Annotated in this window: 16 protein-coding genes; 8 read left to right on the top strand and 8 right to left on the bottom strand. The window is 65.1% G+C overall.

The window, feature by feature from the left end; translation table 11 throughout:
• Window positions 1-336: 336 nt before the first annotated feature.
• Window positions 337-3,873 (bottom strand): tetratricopeptide repeat protein, encoded by a 3,537-nt coding sequence (locus RAD04_RS18990; RefSeq protein WP_461624959.1) that lies wholly within the window; start codon window positions 3,871-3,873, stop codon window positions 337-339.
• 391 nt (window positions 3,874-4,264) lie between these two features.
• Window positions 4,265-4,855, bottom strand: coding sequence for a PadR family transcriptional regulator (locus RAD04_RS18985; RefSeq protein WP_461624958.1), 591 nt, complete (start codon window positions 4,853-4,855; stop codon window positions 4,265-4,267).
• Between the two features lie 200 nt (window positions 4,856-5,055).
• On the opposite strand from RAD04_RS18985, the gene RAD04_RS18980 reads away from it, so the two are divergent.
• From RAD04_RS18980 to RAD04_RS18965, 4 genes are all read left to right on the top strand, one after another.
• Complete coding sequence (locus RAD04_RS18980) at window positions 5,056-5,439, top strand: nuclear transport factor 2 family protein (protein ID WP_461624957.1); 384 nt, start codon at window positions 5,056-5,058, stop codon at window positions 5,437-5,439.
• Between the two features lie 95 nt (window positions 5,440-5,534).
• On the top strand, window positions 5,535-7,325 hold the full coding sequence (locus RAD04_RS18975) for an acyl-CoA dehydrogenase C-terminal domain-containing protein (protein WP_461624956.1): 1,791 nt from the start codon (window positions 5,535-5,537) through the stop codon (window positions 7,323-7,325).
• Between the two features lie 55 nt (window positions 7,326-7,380).
• Entirely contained in the window at window positions 7,381-8,589 is a 1,209-nt protein-coding gene (locus RAD04_RS18970; RefSeq protein ID WP_461624955.1) for an acetyl-CoA C-acetyltransferase, read from the top strand.
• 18 nt (window positions 8,590-8,607) lie between these two features.
• Window positions 8,608-10,821 (top strand): FAD-dependent oxidoreductase, encoded by a 2,214-nt coding sequence (locus RAD04_RS18965; protein ID WP_461624954.1) that lies wholly within the window; start codon window positions 8,608-8,610, stop codon window positions 10,819-10,821.
• Between the two features lie 388 nt (window positions 10,822-11,209).
• Here the strand turns inward: RAD04_RS18965 and RAD04_RS18960 are convergent, their stop codons facing one another.
• Together RAD04_RS18960 and gstA are read right to left on the bottom strand one after the other, a co-directional pair.
• Window positions 11,210-11,518, bottom strand: a complete 309-nt coding sequence (locus RAD04_RS18960) for a hypothetical protein (protein WP_461624953.1) — start codon at window positions 11,516-11,518, stop codon at window positions 11,210-11,212.
• Window positions 11,519-11,758: 240 nt separating this feature from the next.
• Window positions 11,759-12,373 (bottom strand): glutathione transferase GstA, encoded by a 615-nt coding sequence (gstA, locus tag RAD04_RS18955; RefSeq protein WP_461624952.1) that lies wholly within the window; start codon window positions 12,371-12,373, stop codon window positions 11,759-11,761.
• 126 nt (window positions 12,374-12,499) lie between these two features.
• On the opposite strand from gstA, the gene RAD04_RS18950 reads away from it, so the two are divergent.
• The 3 genes from RAD04_RS18950 to RAD04_RS18940 all read left to right on the top strand — a co-directional run bounded on the left by RAD04_RS18950 (window position 12,500) and on the right by RAD04_RS18940 (window position 15,271).
• Window positions 12,500-12,997, top strand: coding sequence for a MarR family winged helix-turn-helix transcriptional regulator (locus RAD04_RS18950; RefSeq protein ID WP_461624951.1), 498 nt, complete (start codon window positions 12,500-12,502; stop codon window positions 12,995-12,997).
• 99 nt (window positions 12,998-13,096) lie between these two features.
• The gene (locus RAD04_RS18945) at window positions 13,097-14,467 is read left to right on the top strand and encodes a glutamate--cysteine ligase (RefSeq protein ID WP_028139831.1); all 1,371 of its coding nucleotides are present in this window, start codon (window positions 13,097-13,099) and stop codon (window positions 14,465-14,467) included.
• A gap of 213 nt (window positions 14,468-14,680) precedes the next feature.
• Window positions 14,681-15,271, top strand: coding sequence for a PAN domain-containing protein (locus tag RAD04_RS18940; RefSeq protein WP_461624950.1), 591 nt, complete (start codon window positions 14,681-14,683; stop codon window positions 15,269-15,271).
• Between the two features lie 106 nt (window positions 15,272-15,377).
• On the opposite strand, the gene RAD04_RS18935 is transcribed toward RAD04_RS18940, so the two are convergent.
• The 4 genes from RAD04_RS18935 to RAD04_RS18920 form a co-directional block, all read right to left on the bottom strand.
• The gene (locus tag RAD04_RS18935) at window positions 15,378-15,944 is read right to left on the bottom strand and encodes a nucleotidyltransferase family protein (protein WP_461624949.1); all 567 of its coding nucleotides are present in this window, start codon (window positions 15,942-15,944) and stop codon (window positions 15,378-15,380) included.
• A 15-nt stretch (window positions 15,945-15,959) separates the two neighbouring features.
• Window positions 15,960-16,739 carry a signal peptidase I gene (gene lepB / locus RAD04_RS18930; RefSeq protein WP_018316360.1) on the bottom strand — a complete coding sequence of 260 codons (780 nt, stop codon included), beginning with the start codon at window positions 16,737-16,739 and terminating at the stop codon, window positions 15,960-15,962.
• Complete coding sequence (gene tldD, locus RAD04_RS18925; RefSeq protein WP_461624948.1) at window positions 16,736-18,163, bottom strand: metalloprotease TldD; 1,428 nt, start codon at window positions 18,161-18,163, stop codon at window positions 16,736-16,738. The genes lepB and tldD overlap by 4 nt, the downstream gene beginning before the upstream one ends.
• A gap of 216 nt (window positions 18,164-18,379) precedes the next feature.
• On the bottom strand, window positions 18,380-18,883 hold the full coding sequence (locus tag RAD04_RS18920; RefSeq protein WP_430649270.1) for an invasion associated locus B family protein: 504 nt from the start codon (window positions 18,881-18,883) through the stop codon (window positions 18,380-18,382).
• 518 nt (window positions 18,884-19,401) lie between these two features.
• Between RAD04_RS18920 and coxB the strand changes: the two genes are divergently transcribed.
• On the top strand, window positions 19,402-20,241 hold the full coding sequence (coxB, locus tag RAD04_RS18915) for a cytochrome c oxidase subunit II (protein ID WP_461624947.1): 840 nt from the start codon (window positions 19,402-19,404) through the stop codon (window positions 20,239-20,241).
• Window positions 20,242-20,268: the final 27 nt, after the last annotated feature.

Below are 20,268 nucleotides of genomic sequence, written 5' to 3'. Positions count from 1 at the left end.
CGGCGAGACGGATCGATTGTCGCGGAATGCTCGCGGGAAGGTCGGAACGGTTGCCGCGCCCCTCAATAGCGGAATTTACCGTCGGGAGGGACCGGGAATTTCGGGCGTGGTGAATGTTGACGAGGGTCGTGAACGAGGCCCCGATCGTTGCGATAACGCGAGATGCGCTCCCTCCCCCGCCTGCGGGGGAGGGTTGGGGAGAGGGTGTCTCCTCTCGCGAGAACCCCCAAGAGGCGAGAGCCCTCACCCGCGTCGCTTCGCTCCGCGACCTCTCCCGCAAGCGGGAGAGGTGCACCGCGCGCGCGGCTCGTTCGGTCTGTCTAAAGCAATTCGCCTTTAATGTGCCGCCGAGGCCGAGCGCTTGGTCGCGACTTGCTTCGGTGCCGGCTTTGCATTCGCCTGCGGCGCGCTGTCCCAGCCGCCGGCGGGCGCCATGACATTGACGGCATCGTCGGGCTGCGGCTCGGCGCTGAAGGTCTGGATCGCGAGCTTGGCGGCCGCGAGCGATTGCGGGTCGAGGCGCTTGGCGACGTCGTCGCGTTTGCCGGAGGCGTCCGCGTCACCCTGGGCAGCCGCGAGGCTGAACCATTTGTAGGATTCGGCGAGGTTCTGTTCGACGCCGATGCCGCGGGCATAGAGGATGCCGAGGTTGAACTGGCTGTCGGCGACGCCGCGATCGGCGGCCTTGCGGAACCACTGCGCCGCGCTCTTGTAGTTGGCGCCGCGTCCGCCGCCGTCGGCGTCGAGCACCGCGAGATTGTGCATCGCCTTGGCGTTGCCACGCTCGGCGGCCTGGGTGTAGTAGCGGCGGGCGATGTCGGCGTCCTTCTTCACGCCGAGCCCCTTTTCGTAGAGCGTGCCGAGGCGGAAGGTCGCGGGCACCACGCCGGCCTGCGCCGCGCGGTCGTACCATTTGGCCGCTTCGTCGTAATTCGTGGCAACACCCTTGCCTTCGGCAAAGCGCAAGCCGATCTCGTAGGCCGCGGTCGCATCGCCCTTCATCGCGGCGGAGCGCAGCACCGGGCCGCCGATGCCGTCGGGCAGTTTTTCGCTGGGCGGCACCTGGATCATGCCGAGCTTGGCGCGGCTCGTGCCCGACAGGGCGCCGGTGACGTCGCTGGAGGCAGGCGCTGGGGCCGCGGCAGGCGCCGGAGGAATTTCGACCGAGGCCGAGTTGCCCGAATTGGCGGCGGGAGCCGGCGCGGCGTTGTTCTGGGACTGCCGTCCAATCGGCGTCGGCGAGGTCATCGATGGCGTGACCTGCTCGGGCGTGGCGGGCTTGTTCTCGATCACCGGCGGTGGCGGTGGGGCCTGCGGCGCGGGCTGGCTCAACGTATTGTCCATGGCCTGCGGCGCGGGCGGCGCGCTGCCCTCGAGCAGGTTCATCGCCATCTTGAAGGTGCCGAGCACGATCACGACCACGCTCGCGCCGACCAGCAGCGAGCGGATCTTCGAGGTGATGGTCGAGCTGCCGTCTTTGACCTTGTCCTTGCCGCGATCGGCGCCGGCCTTCGCACCACCCTTGGCGCCGCGTGCCGGCTTTTCCGGCTGCGCGGCGGCGGCCTGGGCGGCGCGGCGGGCGGCCGCGATGAAGCTCGACGACGACACCGGCTCTTTCGGCGCAGCGGGAATGTCGCTGATCGCGCTCTCGGAGGCGGCGATGCGCTCCGATGGCGTGGCGACGCGTCCACCCGGCCGTGTGCCCGGCTCGAGCGGATGATCCGGCGGTAATTCCGGCGCGAGCGCGGTGCGCGCGGGGACCGTGTGCGGCTCCAGGATCTCGCTGATCGCGCGCGGCGGCACCGGTGGTGCCGATGGCACCGGTGGTGCCGATGGCACCGGCGGCGGCGCGGCGGGGGCAGCGGCATGGAATTCACGCGGCGCGGCGGAGAAGGCGGCTTGGGCGAAGGCGCCGTGGGCCTGTTGCTGCGCGTGGGCCTGTTGCTGCGCGGCGGGGTTCGGCAGCTCCGGCTTCGGATCGTATTTCGGTTGCTGCTGGGCTTGCGGCCGCGGCTCACGCGCCATCGGCGGCGCGGGCTCCATGGCAGCGGCCATCGGCATGGGCATCGGCTGCGGCGCAGCGGCGGGCGGCGCAGTGCGCACCGCGCGCAGATCGCCCTCGATCATGGAGAGGCGATCGACGACATGGCCGAGCGCGCTATGGACGGCGTCGAGCGAGTCCTGGGTGCAGCGGTTGGTCTCGGCCTGGCTGAAGCGGATGTCGGACAGCTCGCGCTTGACCAGATCGACCATTCCGGAATCGGCCGGGGCTGCGGAGCCGCGGCTCTCGGCCAGCGCGGAATAGGTCGCCTGCTGCCGCTCGAGGTGGCGCAGGATGTCGTGCAGCCCGTCCTCGACGCGGCTCAAATTGCCGTTGCGCGGATCGGCGGCGGCTTCGATCCGCTCCAGCAAATACGAGACGCGCTGTTCGAGATGCGCAAAGGTCGAGGCCGAATCGTTGCCGACCTGCATGCGGTCGAAGCGGTCCGACAGCGCGCGGATGGCGGATTCCAGGTGCTCCGTGCTCTCGGCCGGCTGAGGCCGCTCGCGCGTTTCCAGCGCCGCGGTGAGCGCCGCAATGCGCTGCTCCAGCACCGCAAAGCTGTCGCCCTGGCCGGAGGCGCGGGTGACCTGGTCGACCTTGGACGACAGCAGTTGCACGTCTTCGGACAGGCGTGCCAGCGCTTCGTTGGACGCGACGTTGGAGACGATGCCGCGCAAGGCGGTGATCGCGCCTTCGAGCTGGCGCACCGTCGAGGGATCGTCATTGGCGCGCAGGATCAGGTCGAGCTTGGCGCCGAGATTGCGGATTGCCTCGTCATAACCGGTGAGCTGCTCGGCCGGCGTCAGCGTGCGCAGCACCTGCTTGATGTCGGACAGCGCGTGCTCGATGCCCGACAGGACCTGGCCGTCGGTGCCGTTGGAACGCGTCTCGTCGATCCGGCGATGCAGCGAGCGGATCTCGTTCTCGATCGATTCGATCGCGCGCCGCGGCATCGCCTCGGTGATGGCGGCGCGGATCTCGGCAAGCTCGCTGCGGAAGGCGTTGATCGCCTGCTCGGTATTGTCGGGGCGCTGCAGCGACTCGATCTGGCTCGTGATCTTGAGCAGATGGCGCTCGAGCGCGGAAAAATCCGGCCCCGGCTGCGGTGGCGGCGGAGCATAGGCAGGCGCGGGTGGCGCCATCGGAGGTGCGTAAGGAGCGGCCCAGGGAGCAGCATTGGGCGCGATCGAGGGCGCGGCGCGCGGCGGCATTTGCCGCGGCGTGAAGCCGTCGAGCTCGCTCTGCCGCGCGGTGATCTCGGCGACGGCGACGTCGAACGAAGCGGGGCTCAGGGGCGGGGAGTTGCGATAGACCTGCGCCGCCGCGCGCTCGACCGCATCGGCCTGGCGCTGGCGCGTCTCGGCCGGCGCGGGGCGCTGAGCCGGAGGCAGCTGCGGTTGAGGCTGCTGCGGCCGGGAGATTTGCGATAGCCGCGCATCGAGCCGCGAGATCGCATCGTTGAGCTGGCGCGCGACGCCTTGCTCGCGCGCGACGTCCGGCCGCGACGAATCCTGTCGTGACGAATCTTGTCGTGACGAATCCTGGCGCTGCGCGGGCTTGGAGATCCGCTCGATCTGCTGGGTGATGGCGTCGAGCCGCTGGTGGATGTCGGCGACTTCGCGGCTTTCCTGGCTCGGTGCCCGCGTTTGAACGTTCGGGGCTTGCGGACGCTGATCGTAAGGTTCGCGAAAGTTCGGGGGAGCAGTCTCGCCGAGGGTGGAGTTCAGCCAATCGTTGAGTGACATGCCGGCACGACGCGCAGCAGCTTCGGCCCGCTCCCTGACGGACGGATCGATGCCGTCAACACTCCACGATACGCGCGAATTCATGACTCTGTCCGGTTCCGACTCCGGCGCCCCACCCGGCGCCTCCAGCCTTCCCTCGCGTGCCGGTTGCAAAGACAATCGGATTTGGCGCGGGTCGTCTGCCTCGAAAACCGACTTTTGTCCGTTACGGTAAATAACGGGTTAAGGAACGCCGGCCCGGTGTCTTAAAGTTGGGCGGGGGAACTCTGGGGCACGCCGGAAGCGGCGTCATTGCATCCTTCGCGACCTGCCGCCGCCATATATTCCGCTGTCATCGCCCGCGAAGGCGGGCGATCCAGCACGCCGCGGCGGCTCGATTCCAGCCGCGCTGCCTCGGAGTACTGGATGCCCCCGCTTTCGCGGAGCATGACACCGGTAAATGTGGTGACAGTCTCCTGTCGGGTCGGGCCACCCCTCAGCCCTTCCCCTCGCGCTTGCCATCCTCGATCGGCACCACCGTGGCCTTGCCGCTCATCGCCGACAGCGCATCGAGCGTCTCTTCGCAGAAGTCGGCCACCATCTGCTCGTGTCGGGCGCCGAGACGAAGCAGGAGCAGGTTTCCGAGGTCGAGTCGGCCCTCCGCCGTGCCCTCCGGAAAGCGCTTCTTCAGGATGCGTTCGTAATTGGCGTGGCGGTCACGGTGGTGCTCCAGGCGGGCCATCAGGTCGGTGCGCAGCGGCTCGATGTCGATGCTGTCGAGCGCATGGAGGCGGACCAGGAGATCGTCCTTGGTGGAGGCTGGCGTGCTTGGTCGCGCGGCCCAGTGCCGCAGCGCTGTTCGCCCCTCCGGAGTGAGCGTATAAACCAGTTTGTTGGGCTTGCCCGTTTGCACGACCTCGCGGCCCTGGATGTGGCCGCGGTCGCGCAGCTTGGAGAGCTCGCGGTAGATTTGCTGATGGTCGGCCTTCCAGAAGAAGCCGATCGAGGAGTCGAATGTCTTGGCGAGTTCGTAGCCCGTCATGGGGCGTTCCGTCAGGCATGCGAGGATTGCGTCGCCCAGTGCCATGACCGGCCTCCTTCTTCTTCGACCTCGACCAACTCGCTTGACTTTATGCGCATCGGCGCATATGCGTCAATGTGCATATGAGACACTCGGGGATGGGCTGAAGATCCGACCCGAAAAACCCAGCGGAATCAATCGGCACGCTACTGTGCATGGGGTTGTTTTCGCGTTTTTTGCCAAGGCCTTTAGGGAGGCATCCTGGAATGACCGGCCTCGACTCCTGGTACGGCTACATGAAGTCCCACGACCGCACCGCGCTTTGGGACTTGCTTCATCCCGACGCCGTCTTCGAAAGTCCCGTCGTGCATTCGCCGCAGCGCGGGCGCGACATCACCTTCAAATACCTCTCCAGCGCCGAGAAGGTGCTCGGCGGCCCCGGCTTCACCTATGTCGGTGAGTGGACCAGCGAGCGCGGCGCCGTGCTTGAATTCAAGACCATGATCGACGGTATCGAGATCAACGGCGTCGACATCATCAGCTTCGATGCCGAGGGACGCATCACGCATTTCAAGGTGATGGTGCGTCCGCTCAAGGCGATCAACATGCTGCACCGTCTGATGGCGGAGCAGTTGGCCGCCCCATCATGACCCTGCCCTGAGGTTGCAGAACCCGCTAAGCTCGCGGGCAAGGCTGCGCCGCTGGACTCACAGACATCACCAAGGCCCATTGCCGGGAGAATCCCATGCCGATCTACAAAGCCCCCGTCGAAGACGTGAACTTCCTGCTCAACGACGTCTTCCAGATCGACCGCTACGACAACCTCGCCGGCTTCTCCGATGCGTCGAGCGACGTGCGCGAAGCCATTCTCGGCGAAGCCGCCAAGCTCGCCGAAGAGGTGCTGCAGCCGCTCAATCGTGTGGGCGATCTCGAGGGCTGCAAGCGCACGGATGACGGCAGCGTCACCACGCCGAAGGGTTTCAAGGATGCGTTCAAGCAGGTCGCCGAAGGCGGCTGGCTCGGCCTGTCGGCGCCGACCGAGTTCGGCGGCCAGGGCCTGCCGGTGACGCTGAGCCAGGCGGTCAACGAATTCCAGATCTCCGCCAACATGGCGTTCTCGATGTATGGCGGCCTCACCATGGGCGCGACCGCCGCGCTGATCGTTCATGGTTCGCCCGAGCAGAAGAAGACCTACGTGCCGAAGATGGTGGCGGGTGAATGGACCGGCACCATGAACCTGACCGAGCCGCATTGCGGCACCGATCTCGGCATGCTCCGCACCAAGGCGGTGCGCCAGGCCGACGGCAGCTTCAAGATCACGGGCACCAAGATCTTCATCTCGGCCGGCGAGCACGACCTCGCCCCGAACATCATTCACCTCGTGCTCGCGCGCATCGAGGGCGCACCGGCCGGCATCAAGGGCGTGTCGCTGTTCGTGGTGCCGAAGTTCCTTGTGAATCCGGATGGCTCAGTCGGTGCCCGCAACGGCGTCGTCTGCGGCTCGATCGAGCACAAGATGGGCATCCACGGCAATTCGACCTGCGTGATGAACTATGACAGCGCCACCGGCTGGCTGATCGGCGAAGAGAACAAGGGCATGCAGGGCATGTTCGTGATGATGAACGAGGCGAGGCTCGGCGTCGCAGTTCAGGGCCTCGCGCAATCCGAGGTCGCCTATCAGAACGCGGTCGCCTATGCGCGCGAGCGCATCCAGGGTCGCTCGCTCACCGGCGTGAAGGCGCCGGACAAGCAGGCCGATCCGATCATCGTGCATCCCGATGTGCGCCGCACGCTGCTCTCGATCCGCGCCTTCAACGAGGCCGCGCGCGCCTTCGTGATCTGGACCGCGCTGAAGAGCGACGTCGCCCACCGCTCCGAGGATCCGAAGGACCGCCAGGCCGCCGACGATCACATGGGCCTGATGACCCCGGTGCTGAAGGGCTTCCTCACCGATTACGGCTTTGCCAATGCGGTGCAGGCGCAGCAGATGTATGGCGGCCACGGCTACATCGCCGAGCAGGGCATGGAGCAGTTCGTGCGCGATGCGCGCATCGCCATGATCTATGAAGGCGCCAATGGCATCCAGGCGCTCGACCTCGTCGGCCGCAAGCTGCCGCGCGACGGCGGCCGCGCCATCATGGCCTTCTTCGGCGAGGTCATGGCCTTCGCCAAGGAGAACGGCGGCGACGAGGCGCTCAAGCCCTTCATCGCGCCGCTGTCGGCCTCGCTCGGCCATCTCCAGCAGGCGACGACCTGGCTGATGCAGAACGCGATGGCGAAACCCGACAATGCCGGCGCCGCCGCAACCGATTACCTGCATCTGTTCGGCTTCGTCGCGCTCGGCTACATGTGGGCGAAGATGGCGAAGGTGACGAATGCCAAGATTGCCGAGAGCGGGGCGACGCCCTATCTCTCCACCAAGCTCGTCACCGGCCGTTTCTTCATGGAGCGGATGCTGCCGGAGACCGCCGCCAATCTCGCGCGCATCCAGGCCGGCTGCGCCACCATCATGGAATTGCCGGCGGAAGCGTTCTGAGGCTGCTTCCGCTGCCTGCTCCCAATCGTATTGAACATCACATCAGGAGGGCGTCATGCCTGAGGCATTCATCTACGACCACGTTCGCACCCCCCGCGGCCGCGGCAAGGCGGACGGTTCGCTGCACGAAGTCACGGCGCTGGCGCTCGCGACCGTGCCGTTGAAGGCGCTGAAGGACCGCAACAATCTGCCTGAGGATTCCGTCGACGACGTCATCCTCGGCGTGGTCGATCCGGTCGGTGAAGCCGGCTCCGACATCGCGCGTTTCGCGGCGCTGAAAGCGGGTCTCGGCGAAGCCGTGCCCGGCGTGCAGATCAGCCGCTTCTGTGCCTCCGGCCTCGATGCCGTGAATTTTGCCGCCGCGCAGGTGATGAGCGGCCAGCATGAGCTCGTGATCGGCGGCGGCGCCGAATCCATGAGTCGCGTCGGCATCGGCGCCTCCGGCGGCGCCTGGCCGATGGATCCCTCGATGGCAGTGCCGGCCTACTTCATGCCGCAGGGCGTCTCGGCCGATCTGATCGCGACCAAATACGGCTTCTCGCGCGACGACGTCGATGCCTATGCGGTGCAGAGCCAGCAGCGTGCCGCGAAGTCCTGGGAGGAAGGCCGCTTCGACAAGTCGATCGTCCCGGTGAAGGACATCAACGGCCTCACCATCCTCGCCAAGGACGAGCATATGCGTCCCTCGACGACGATGCAGTCGCTGGCGCAGCTGCAGCCGTCGTTCACGATGATGGCGCAGATGGGCGGGTTCGACGGCGTCGCACTGCAGTCGCACCCCGAGATCGAGCGGGTCAATTACGTGCACCACGCCGGCAATTCGTCGGGCATCGTTGACGGCGCCGGCGCCGTGCTGCTCGGCAGCAAGGAGGCCGGTAGCAAATACGGCCTGAAGCCGCGTGCAAAAATCCGCGCGTTCGCCAATATCGGCTCGGAGCCGGCGATGATGCTGACCGGTCCGGTCGACGTCACCGAAAAGTTGTTCGCGCGCTCCGGCATGAAGAAGTCGGACATCGATTTGTTCGAGCTCAACGAAGCCTTCGCCTCGGTCGTGCTGCGCTACATCCAGGCCTTCGACATCGACAACGCCAAGATCAACGTCAATGGCGGCGCCATCGCGCTCGGCCATCCGCTTGGTGCGACCGGTGCGATGATCCTCGGCACCGTGCTCGACGAGCTCGAGCGTACCAACAAGTCGACCGCCCTGGTCACGCTGTGCATCGGCGGCGGCATGGGCACCGCGACCATCATCGAGCGGGTCTAAGGGTAGGGAGCAACCAACATGTCGTACAAGAATTTCAAGGTTGAGACCGACGCCGACGGCATCGCGCTCGTTACCTGGGACATCCCGGGCCGTTCGATGAACGTGCTCGACGAGACCTCGACCAACGAGCTCGACGCGATCGTCAAGGCGACCACGGCGGATGCCGCGGTGAAGGGCGTCGTCATTACCTCCGCCAAGGAAGCGTTCTGCGCCGGCGCCGACCTGTCGATGCTCGAGGGCATGAACCAGGCCTATGCCAAGGTCTTCAAGGAGCAGGGTGAGACCGCGGCGAACCAGATGCTGTTCGACCAGAGCCGACGCTTCTCGCTGGTGCTGCGCTCGATCGAAACATCAGGCAAGCCATGGGCGGCCGCGATCAACGGCCTCGCGCTCGGCGGCGGTTTCGAGATCACGCTGTGCTGCCACTATCGCGTCGCCGCGGAGAATCCCAAGACCCGGCTCGGCCTGCCCGAGGTCAAGGTCGGCCTGTTCCCGGGTGCCGGCGGTACGCAGCGCGTGCCGCGCCTGGTGCCGCCGCAGGACGCGATGACGATCCTGCTCAAGGGCGATCCGGTCACGATCGAGAAAGCGAAGGCGCTGAACCTGATCCACGCCATCGTTCCGGCCGCCGATCTCATCAAGGCCGCGAAGGACTGGATCAAGGGCGGCGGCAAGGCGATTGCGCCCTGGGACGAGAAGGGTTTTAAGCTGCCCGGCGGCCCGGTGTTCTCCAAGGCCGGCATGATGATGTTCCCGGCCGGCAACGCGATCTATCGCCGCGAGACCTACGACAATTATCCGGCCGCACGCGCCATCATGAGCTGCGTCTATGAAGGCCTGCAGTTGCCGATCGACGCCGCGTTGCGCGTCGAGTCGCGTTACTTCACCTCGGTGCTGCGCTCGAAGGAAGCGGCCGCGATGATCCGCAGCCTGTTCCTGTCGATGCAGGAGCTCAACAAGGGCGCGCGCCGTCCGAAGGACGTGCCCGCAACCAAGGTGAAGAGGATCGCCGTGATCGGCGCCGGCTTCATGGGCGCGAGCGTCGGCTACGTCTCGGCCCGTGCCGGCCTCGACGTCGTCCTGATCGACCGCGACCAGGAGAGCGCCGAGAAGGGCAAGGCCCATGCGCAGAAGGTGATCGAGGAGCAGATCAAGAAGGGCCGCGCCAAGCCCGGCGATGCCGAAGCCCTGCTCGCGCGCATCACGCCGACCGCCGACTATGCGGCGCTGAAGGACGTCGACCTCGTCATCGAGGCCGTGTTCGAGGACCGCAAGGTCAAGGCCGATACCTTCGCCAAGGCGCAGGAGCATATGAAGCCCGACGTGATCTTCGCGTCGAACACCTCGACATTGCCGATCACCTCGCTGGCTGAATCGTTCAAGGATCAGGGCAAGTTCGTCGGCATCCACTTCTTCTCGCCGGTCGAGAAGATGATGCTGGTCGAGATCATCAAGGGCAAGAACACCGGCGACCTCGCGCTCGCGACTGCGCTAGACTACGTCCGGCAGATCGGCAAGACGCCGATCGTCGTCAACGACTCCAGAGGCTTCTTCGCCAATCGCTGCGTCGGCCGCTACGTCGCCGAGGGCAACGAGATGTTCCTCGAGGGTGTGCCGCCGGCGATGATCGAGAATTGCGCCAAGATGGCCGGCATGCCGGTCGGCCCGCTCTCGCTCTCGGACGAAGTCGCGCTCGACCTCGGTCTCAAGATCATGAAGGCGACGGAGGCCGATCTCGGCCCCAACGCCATCAATCCCGATCAGAAGAAGCTGATGGTGGAGTTGGTCGAGAAGCAGGGCCGGCTCGGCCGCAAGAACAGCAAGGGCTTCTACGACTACCCTGAAAAGGGCAAGGGCCAGAAGAGCCTGTGGCCGGGCCTCTCGGCCTTGCAGCCGAAGCAACTCGACCCCGACACGCTCGATATCGAGGAGCTGAAGCAGCGCTTCCTGGTGGTGCAGGCGGTGGAAGCCGCGCGCACGGTCGAGGACCATGTCATCACCGATCCGCGCGAGGCCGATGTCGGCTCCATCCTCGGCTTCGGCTTCGCGCCGTTCACCGGCGGCACGCTGTCCTATATCGACTTCATGGGTACGAAGAAGTTCGTCGAGCTTTGCCACAAGCTGGAAGCGAAGTACGGCTCGCGCTTCACGCCGCCGAAGCTGCTCGAAGAGATGGCGGCGAAGGGCGAAACTTTCTACGGCCGCTTCGCGCCGAAGAAAGCGGCGGCCTGACGAGAAGCCTGTAGCCCGGATGGAGCGTAGCGAAATCCGGGACCAATTTTTCAACTCGCGAGAGCACCCCGGATATCCGGGCTACGCGGAAACAAGAAAGGCCGGATCGTCGATCCGGCCTTTCTATTTGCAGTCGCCGAATGGCGAGAAAACGCCGCTCCAAATCCCGCCCAGCCGCGCTCGCTCCGCCCTGGCACCGCTCTTGCTGACGATCCATCGGATGGCTCGTTAGCATTAAAGGTGTCCCGCAATGATCCCCACGGTGTTTCAAGACAGCGCAGCCGGCGTTGCCGTAAGATACTCCCCCCTCTTGCGGCTGGGGCAGCCGTGGCCGCGGCGCAGGCTCTTCCGGCGGCGCAGAAAAATCCCCTCCTGGGTCGGCCTGGCGCTACTCGTTCTCTTCATCGATATTGCGATGGCCGTGCTTGCCTGGGTCGCCGTCGACGTTGTCCTGCATTGAGAGCTCGCCTCTGTGCACAAAGTGCGTCGCCGCCAAATAGGCGACCTGGCCGGCAATCAGGCAGCCGACGACGATGGGAATGCCCGTCCAAAATCCGAAGCCCGAGGTCTGAAGGACCGTTGCGACGAGGATCGCGGTCGCTGGCGAGACCAGCAATAGACTCCAGACTCGGAAGAACAGTCCCGCCGTCAAGCCGGTGATCGTGCTCGCGAGCAAGAGGAGGAGTACGGTTGTCACGAGAGCTTCCCAGTTCAGGCCGCATCGCGGTATATGGCTGAAATTGAGCCAACTGGATTGCTCTCACAACGATGGTGATCTCTGCCGCGCACACAAGGCGGAGTTATTGTTAACTCCGACAATGCTCGTAAAATTGATGCCCAGGACCTCGCGAACGTCCGGGCTTCCGCAACTGGTTCAAGCAAAAAGAGCCGGATCGTCGATCCGGCTCTTCGTCGTCTCGACTGTCGTGGGCTGGTCTTACTTCGCCTGCGCGAGGCCTTCCTTCTTCAGCGCTTCCTGCACTTGCGGCCGCGCCTCGACGCGGGCCTTGTAGGCGGCAAGGTTCGGCATCGCCGAGAGGTCGAACTTCATCCGCTCGCCCCAGGTCAGCATCGTGAACAGATAGCCGTCGGCGACCGTGAACTGCTTGCCCATGAGGTAGTCGCGGCCCGCGAGCTGGCTGTCGATATATTTCAGCTTGCCCATGACGCGATCTTTGAAGAAAGCCTTGGCTTCGTCGTTCAGGGCCGGCGCGAACATCGGACCGAAGCTCTTGTGCACCTCCGAGGTGAGGAAATTCAGCCACTCCAGCAGCTTGTAGCGCTCGGAACTGCCATGGGCGGGCGCCAGCGCCTTAGCTGATGCCTGATCGGCGATCATCTGGACAATCACCGGGCCTTCGGTCACGATCTCACCGCTGTCGAGGCCCAGCGCAGGGACCTGGCCCTTGGGGTTCAGCTTCAGATAATCCTCACCATTTTCGAGCTTCTTGGCCCGGATATCGACCTTGACCAGCTCGTAGGGCAGGCCGGCTTCCAGGAGCGCGATGTGGGGGGACAGCGAGCAGGCACCGGGCGAATAGTACAGTTTCATGGAATTTCCTCCTCTTGACGCTTGGTTCGGCGGAAAGAACAACTACATGCAGCTGCTTGTAACAGTCAATATTGATGCAGCTGCATCAAATGGGGTAAGAGACGGACGACGAGCTTGAGCGGGACCATGAAACGCAAACCATCGACCGAGGCGACTTCCGCCTGGATCCGCCTGATGCGGGTGCAGAGCCGCGTGCTCGATTGCGTCGAGCAGGATCTGAAGAAGGCCGGCTTCCCGCCGCTGGCATGGTATGATGCGCTGCTCGAATTGTCGCGGGCTCCCTCGGGCGAGCTACGGCCGGTGGAACTCGAACGGCAGATGCTGATCCCGCAATATTCCACCTCGCGCCTGATCGACCGCCTGGTCGACGAGGGCCTCGCTTCGCGGCGCGAATGCAAGATCGACAAGCGCGGCCAGTTCGTCGAGATCACCGAAGCCGGCCGCGAGCTGCAGAAGCGGATGTGGAGCGCCTATTCGGCTGCGATCGAGAAATATGTCGGTTCGAAACTATCCGACGCAGATGCCGTCAAGCTCAGCGGTCTGCTCGATCGCCTGGGCTGCTCGTGCGGCGAGATGAAACTGCCGCCCGTCGTCAACGTCAACGAAACCTCGCCGTCGCGATGATCGCGCGGCACACCAGCTCGTCCGTGCACCCGGTGGGTTCGCGGACCATCCCGTCACCCGCGCGCGTTCGATCGAAGCGCCTTTTGATTAGAGTTTGATATGGCGCGAGACCAGATCGATATGACGCCGCTGCAATCGCGCGACGAACTCGTTTCGTGGTTCGAGGAAGGCTGCAAGGACCCGTCCGAATTCCGCATGGGCACCGAGCACGAGAAGACGCCGTTCACGCTCGAGGGCCACCGTCCGGTGCCTTACGAGGGCGCGCGCGGCATCGGTGCATTGCTCGAAGGCATGAAGCTCCTGCTCGGCTGGGAGCCGATCATGGAGAAGGGCAACATCATCGGCCTCTACGACGTCACCGGCGGCGGTGCGATCTCGCTCGAGCCCGGCGGACAGTTCGAGCTCTCCGGCGCGCCGGTCGAGAACGTGCACCAGACCCAGAGCGAGCTGATGGCGCATCTTGCACAGGTGCGCGAGATCGCAACGCCGCTCGGCATCGGCTTCCTCGGTCTCGGCATGACGCCGTCCTGGTCGCGCGCCGATATCCCGGTGATGCCCAAGGGCCGCTACAAGATCATGACCAACTACATGCCGAAGGTCGGCCAATACGGCCTCGACATGATGTACCGGACCTGCACGGTGCAGACCAATCTCGACTTCTCCTCCGAAGCCGACATGGTCAAGAAGCTGCGCGTTTCGCTCGCGCTGCAGCCGGTCGCAACCGCCTTGTTCGCCAATTCGCCGTTCACCGAAGGCAAGCCGAACGGCTTCCTGTCCTTCCGCTCCGAGATCTGGCGCGACACCGACAATGCGCGGTCGGGCATGATGCCGTGGGCCTTCGAGGACGGCATGGGGTTCGAGCGCTATGTCGACTACGCGCTCGACGTGCCCATGTATTTCGTCAAGCGCGGCGAGGAATACATCGACGTGTCGGGCTCCTCGTTCCGCGCGTTCTTCGACGGCCGCAACAACAACCTTCCCGGCGAGCGTCCGACGCTGTCGGACTGGGCCAACCATCTCTCGACGATCTTCCCGGAAGTGCGGCTCAAGCGCTATCTCGAGATGCGCGGCTCCGACGGCGGCCCGTGGGGCCGGTTGCCGGCGCTGCCGGCGTTCTGGGTCGGGCTGCTCTATGACGACGTCGCGCTCGATGCGGCCTGGGAGATCGTCAAGCACTGGAGCGCGCCCGAGCGTCAGGCCCTGCGCGACGACGTGACGCGCTTCGGCTTCAAGGCGCGGATCAAGAACCGTTATCTGTTCGAGATCGCCAAGGAATGCCTGGTTCTGGCCCATGCCGGCTTGCGCCGGCGCGGCCGCATCGACCAGCTCGGCCGCGACGAAACGCGGCATCTGGAGCCGCTCGACCGCATCATCGATTCCGGCCGGACGCCGGCCGAGGAAATGTTGGACAAGTTCAACGGTCCCTGGAAGGGCTCGGTGGAACCGGCCTACGCGGAATACGCGTTCTAAAGCCTGCTCCGGAAAAGTGCGCAGCGGTTTTCCGAAAAGATCATGCTTAAACAACAACCTAAAGCGCGATGACGATTCATCCTAATCGCATCGCGCTTTAAGCCGGTCAGCCCCCGGTCGGGGATTCAGCCGTTCATCGCCCATACAGGTTTGCGGCGATCAAATGACCGGCTGAAAAACCTGAGCGTCGTCAATAACTCGAAAGCTGTTCCGATGGGGAAGGGCCGCCTGTCCGGCGCCGTCATGGCAAAGGTCTTGGCAAAAGTCCTGGCGAGCGTCGTGGCATGCGCCGCGTTGCTTTCGCTCGCATGCGCGAGCGTGCCGGCGCACGCCCAGACTGCGTTCGACCGGCCCGGCGGCGACTATTTCAGCACACCGGTCGCCTCGGGCGATCCTGAGGATTGCGCGCTGCTGTGCGAGCGCGACCGCCGCTGCCGCTCGTGGAGCTTCAGCTATCCCGATGTCGAAGGCGGCGCGGCGGTGTGCTGGCTGAAGAACACCGTGCCGGCGCGGGTGCCTGGAAGTTGCTGCATCTCGGGTGTGCGCGGCGCCGGCGTGATCGAGCCGCGCGTCGAGGGCGTGGAGACCTCGATCGACCGCCCCGGTGGTGATCTGCGCAATTTCGAGCTCAAGGACGGCGAGGGCGAAGAAGCCTGCAAGGCAGCCTGCACCGCCGACAACAAATGCCGCGCCTTCACCTATGCCCGCCCCGGCTACACCGGACGCGAGGCGCGCTGCTTCCTGAAAAAGGAAATCAAGCCGCCGCGACGGAAGGCGGGATTCACGTCGGGCGTGGTGCGGTAGGCAAGGTGGCGTAGGGTGGGCAAAGGCGCGAAGCGTCGTGCCCACGATCTTTTCCGATACGCGACAGACGCGTGGGCACGCTCCGCTTTGCCCACCCTACGGCACCTCACTCCGTCGCGATCACCGTGAGCTCCGGCCACAGCGCCTTCCATCGCGCGGCTTTCACCGCGTAGTTCGCAGCGGAAAAATTCGGGCCTGGATTGGGCCGTGCGATCAGCCCTGCGACATCGTCGAATCCGTGCGGCGCGTAGACCTCGTAGCCATCGCCTGTGCGCCTGACCCCGATCTGCGTGTTCTGCGTGAGGAAGCGGTCGATGCCTTCCCTCGAGCTTCTCAGGGGCGGATAGGGCAGGCCGTGCTTGTCGGGATACCACAGATGCACACGCGCCTGGTTGCGGATCTCGACCTTGGCGCCGAGATGGCCGAGCTGCGCATGCAGCTTGCGGATGACCGAATCCTCCGCCTCCCACGATGTATCAGGATCGAAATAGAACGCGTCGTAGTCGGCGATGCCGTGATCGATGGGGCGGCCGGTCAGCACGTTCCATACGCTTTGCACGAGGCATCCCGAGACCAGCCATGCATCTGGCAGATCGAGCCGCGCCAGCGCGTCGATGATCGTGATGTTGACGGGATTTCTCAGCGCGAGCGCGAGGAATTCGTCACGGTTCATCAGCGATGAGGCGGCTCAATGCACGGCAGTGAAGAACCGGCCGAGCCGGAAGCCGGAGAGCCAGGTGTAAACCGGCTGGCCGCGTATGCCGAGATCCCAGGAGCCGAGCACCGCATCGGCACGGCCGATCAGATTGTCGATCGGCAACAGGCCGACGCCGCCGGACCGCAGCGGCACGCGGCTGTCGGCGGAATTGTCGCGGTTGTCGCCGAGCACGAAGAGGTGGCCGGCCGGCACCGTCACTTCCGGCGAGTTGTCGAGCGGACCGTTGTCGCGCATCTTGAAGATCAAATGCGAGACGCCGTTCGGCAACGTCTCGACATAGCGATAGGCGGGCTCGCTGCCGCCATTGTCGTCCTCGGCCGCGCCAACGCCGTCCGGCTTGAGCTCGGCGGGGCGGTCGTTGATGAAGAGCTGGCCCTGCCGCATCTGGATACGATCGCCGGGCAGACCGACGACGCGCTTGACCCATGCCTGCGAGCGATCGCCGGGCCAGCGGAACACCACAACGTCGCCCTGTTTCGGCGTCTCCGCGAAGACGCGGCCGCTCTCGGGCAGGCTGATCTGGATCGGCAGCGACGAGGTGCCGTAGCCGTAGGGGAATTTCGAGGCGAGCAGCGCATCGCCGATCAGCAGCGTCGGCTCCATCGAGCCCGACGGCACGTAGAACGGCTCGGCAAGCGCGCCCTTTGCGATGAAGACGGCGGCGACGATGCCGGCGAGCTGAACGATCTGCCCGCCCCAGCCGCTGCTCTTCCGCTTGGGGGTGACGGTGACCTTTTCTTCTACGCTCATGCGCCCGTTCCACCCACTGTGATGCGCTCCATCAGCAGCGACGGCTGGCCGACGCCGACAGGCACGCCCTGTCCATTCTTGCCGCAGGTGCCGATGCCGGTATCGAGCGCAAGGTCGTTGCCGATCATGCGGATGCGATGCAGGTCGGTCGGCCCGTTGCCGATCAGCATGGCGCCCTTCAGCGGCGCACCTAACTTGCCGTTCTCGATCTTGTAGGCCTCGGTGCACTGGAACACGTACTTGCCCGAGGTGATGTCCACCTGGCCGCCGCCGAAATTCGCAGCGAAGACGCCGTTCTTCACCGAAGCGAGGATCTCGGCCGGATCGCGGTCGCCCGCGAGCATGTAGGTGTTGGTCATGCGCGGCATCGGCACATGGGCATAGCCCTGGCGACGGCCGTTGCCGGTCGGCTTCATGTTCATCAGCCGCGCGTTCTGGCGGTCCTGCATGTAGCCGACCAGGACGCCGTCCTCGATCAGCACGGTGCGATTGGTCGGCGTGCCCTCGTCGTCGATCGACAGCGAGCCGCGGCGCGAGGCCATGGTACCGTCATCGACCACGGTGACGCCCTTGGCCGCGACCTGCTGGCCCATCAGGCCGGCAAATGCCGACGTCTTCTTGCGGTTGAAGTCGCCTTCGAGGCCGTGGCCGACCGCTTCATGCAGCATCACGCCGGGCCAGCCGGCCCCTAACACGACGTCCATCTCGCCGGCGGGGGCGGGGATCGATTCCAGATTGACCAAAGCCTCGCGCAAGGCGCCGTCGGCGGCATCGCGCCAGTTCTTGCTCTCGATGAATTCGGCATAGCCGGCGCGGCCGCCATAACCCTTGCTGCCGCTCTCCTGGCGGTCGCCCTGGCCGGCAACCACGGAAATGTTCACGCGCACGAGCGGACGGATGTCGCGATAGCTCTCGCCGTCGGGCCGCAGGATCTCGACGACCTGCCAGGTCGCACCCAGGCTGACGCTGACCTGCCGCACCCGCGGATCCTTGTCGCGCAGATAAGCGTCGATCTCGGCGAGCAGTTTTACTTTTGTCTCGAAGCCCGGAGCATCGAGCGGGTTGTCGTCGCCGTAGAGCCGCACATTGGTATGCGCCGGCGGCGCGGCGAAGGTGCCGGAATAGCCGCCGCGCACGGCCGCGACCGCGTCTGCGGCGCGGATCAGCGCCGGCAGCGAGACGTCGGAGGAGTGGGCGTAGCCCACGGCATCATCCTTGACTGCGCGTAAGCCAAAACCTTGCGAGGTGTCGTAGGTCGCCTGCTTCAGCCGCCCATTGTCGAACATCAGCGCTTCGGTCTGGCTGTACTCCAGGAACAGCTCACCGTCGTCGGCACCGGAAAGCCCGCGCGCGACCTCGTGGCGAACCTGGTCGCGGTCGAGATTGGCGCGGTCGAGCAGGGAGGTCGTGGCAGGATTTGTCATGCGTCCGTCCATTATCGGAAGATGTGGGGCAAGATAATGGTTTCGGACCGGTTCCGCGAGGGGGCGGGGCGTCACATTACGGAACGATAAGATCGGAGGGGACGCTCCTGGCAGCGTGGCCGTTATCCTTCGAGGCTCGCACCGGCAGCGCGATCGCGCTGCCGAACTCGCGCCTCAGAATGACGGGATTGAGAATGTGCGACCGGAGACCTGCCCCTACGGCAGCTTGTCGTAGCCCTCGCCGAGCCCGTTCAGGCTGAGCGGGAAGCCAATGCCCTCTTCCGGGGTCTCGAAGATGATGAAGGTGGCGGTCTTGGCGGTGCGGAGCTGGCCGAGCAGCTTGTCGTCCATGACGACCTCGGCGACGCAGCCATTGGGCAGGCAGCGGACGAAGCCGGCGCGGCCGACGTCCTGGTTGTCGAGCTTGAGGCCGAGACCGGAGGGCAGCAGGACACCGAGCGGCGCGACCACGCGCATCAGGCGGCTCTTCTGGTCGGCGGTCTTGAGCACGATGACGGTCAGGCCGGCATTGGAGCGGTCTTCGGCTACCACGCTCTGGATCAGGGCGCATTGCTCGGTCTGGGCACCCGGCGGGGTGTCGCAGCGGATCTGCCAGTCACCATGGACGGAGCGGACTGCGCCCTGCGCATGGGCGAGGCCGGGGAGTGCCAGAAGGACGAGCGCAGCCAGCAGGCTGGCCAGCGCCGGGAGGCGGGTCATCTGCCTTCTAGCCAGCCTAGCCATAGCCAGCCCTGCCATCGATTTCGAAAGCCCCATCGGGTCGGTCCCTCTGCTCGCCTGGGTCGCGCGCGCTTGGCGGACTAATCTGGCGGACTGATACGGGAATGACGGCGTCTTGAAGGCGATTCCCAAGCAAATTCCACGCCGCCTCGCGCCGCCGCCGCCCGCACGAATCAGGTTCCTGCGCGGCCATCTGTCAGTGCCTACCGCGGGCAATTCCGCTGTCAAGCGGCAGCATCCCGGCAAACGGTATTTTTGTCTGATCTTACTAGGAAATATCTTGCGGGTGATCGCTGGCAGACGGGGCTCAAGACTGCATTGCGATAGATCAAGAATTATGGTTTGAGAGGCTTGATTTCGGCGTTCTAGCGATCTGGCCCCAATTCCTCTTAGAGGTATTCTTGCGCGGCGGTTTGTCAGGCGGGCGGATCGAATAAGCGTTTCCCACAAACAGGGGAGCGCACTTGGGGTGATTTCGTAAGGGGAGCGCGAACGGCATGAAGATGTCGATGGGCCCGGTGGGCCGGCACTTGCTGGGATTGGCCGTGGCGGGTCTGACGCTGGCGACGGGCGGTGCGGCATTTGCCGAGCTCGGACAGCCGAAGCCGTGGGAATGGACGCTTCAGGAGTCCGGCTCCCCGGTGATGGACAACATCGTCTGGTTCCATAACTTCCTGTTCGTGCTGATCACGCTGATCACGCTGTTCGTCCTGGCGCTGCTCGTGATCGTGGTCGTCAAGTTCAACGCGCGGGCCAATCCGGTGCCGTCGCGGACCACCCACAACACGCTGATCGAGGTGGCCTGGACGCTGGTTCCGGTGCTGATCCTGGTCGGCATCTCGGTGCCGTCGTTCCGGCTTCTGTTCCTCGAGCTCGACGTGCCGAAGGCGGATATCACCATCAAGGCGACCGGCAAGCAGTGGTACTGGTCCTATGCCTATCCCGATAACGGCAAGTTCGAGTTCGATTCGCTGATGGCGCAGGACAAGCAGCCCCGCCTGCTCGGCGTCGACAACGAGATGGTGGTGCCCGTCAACAAGGTGATTCGTGTCCAGGTCACCGGCGCCGACGTCATCCACGCCTTCGCGCTGCCGGCTTTCGGCGTCAAGATCGACGCCATTCCGGGCCGGCTGAACGAAACCTGGTTTAAGGCGACCAAGACCGGCATGTTCTACGGCCAGTGCTCGGAGCTCTGCGGCAAGGACCACGCCTTCATGCCGATCGCGATTCGCGTCGTGAATGACCAGGAGTTCGCCTCCTGGGTCGAGACGGCAAAGAAGAAGTTTGCGAGCGGCGGCACCAGCACTTACGCCTCCGCGGCCGGCCCGACGCAGTAAGCGTCGGGTGACGGCTCTAAGGGACTG

The organism is Bradyrhizobium sp. 25ACV, assembly GCF_054863005.1.
Note: the sequence above shows the minus strand (reverse complement) of the source record. Positions and strands in the feature narration are given on the sequence as shown.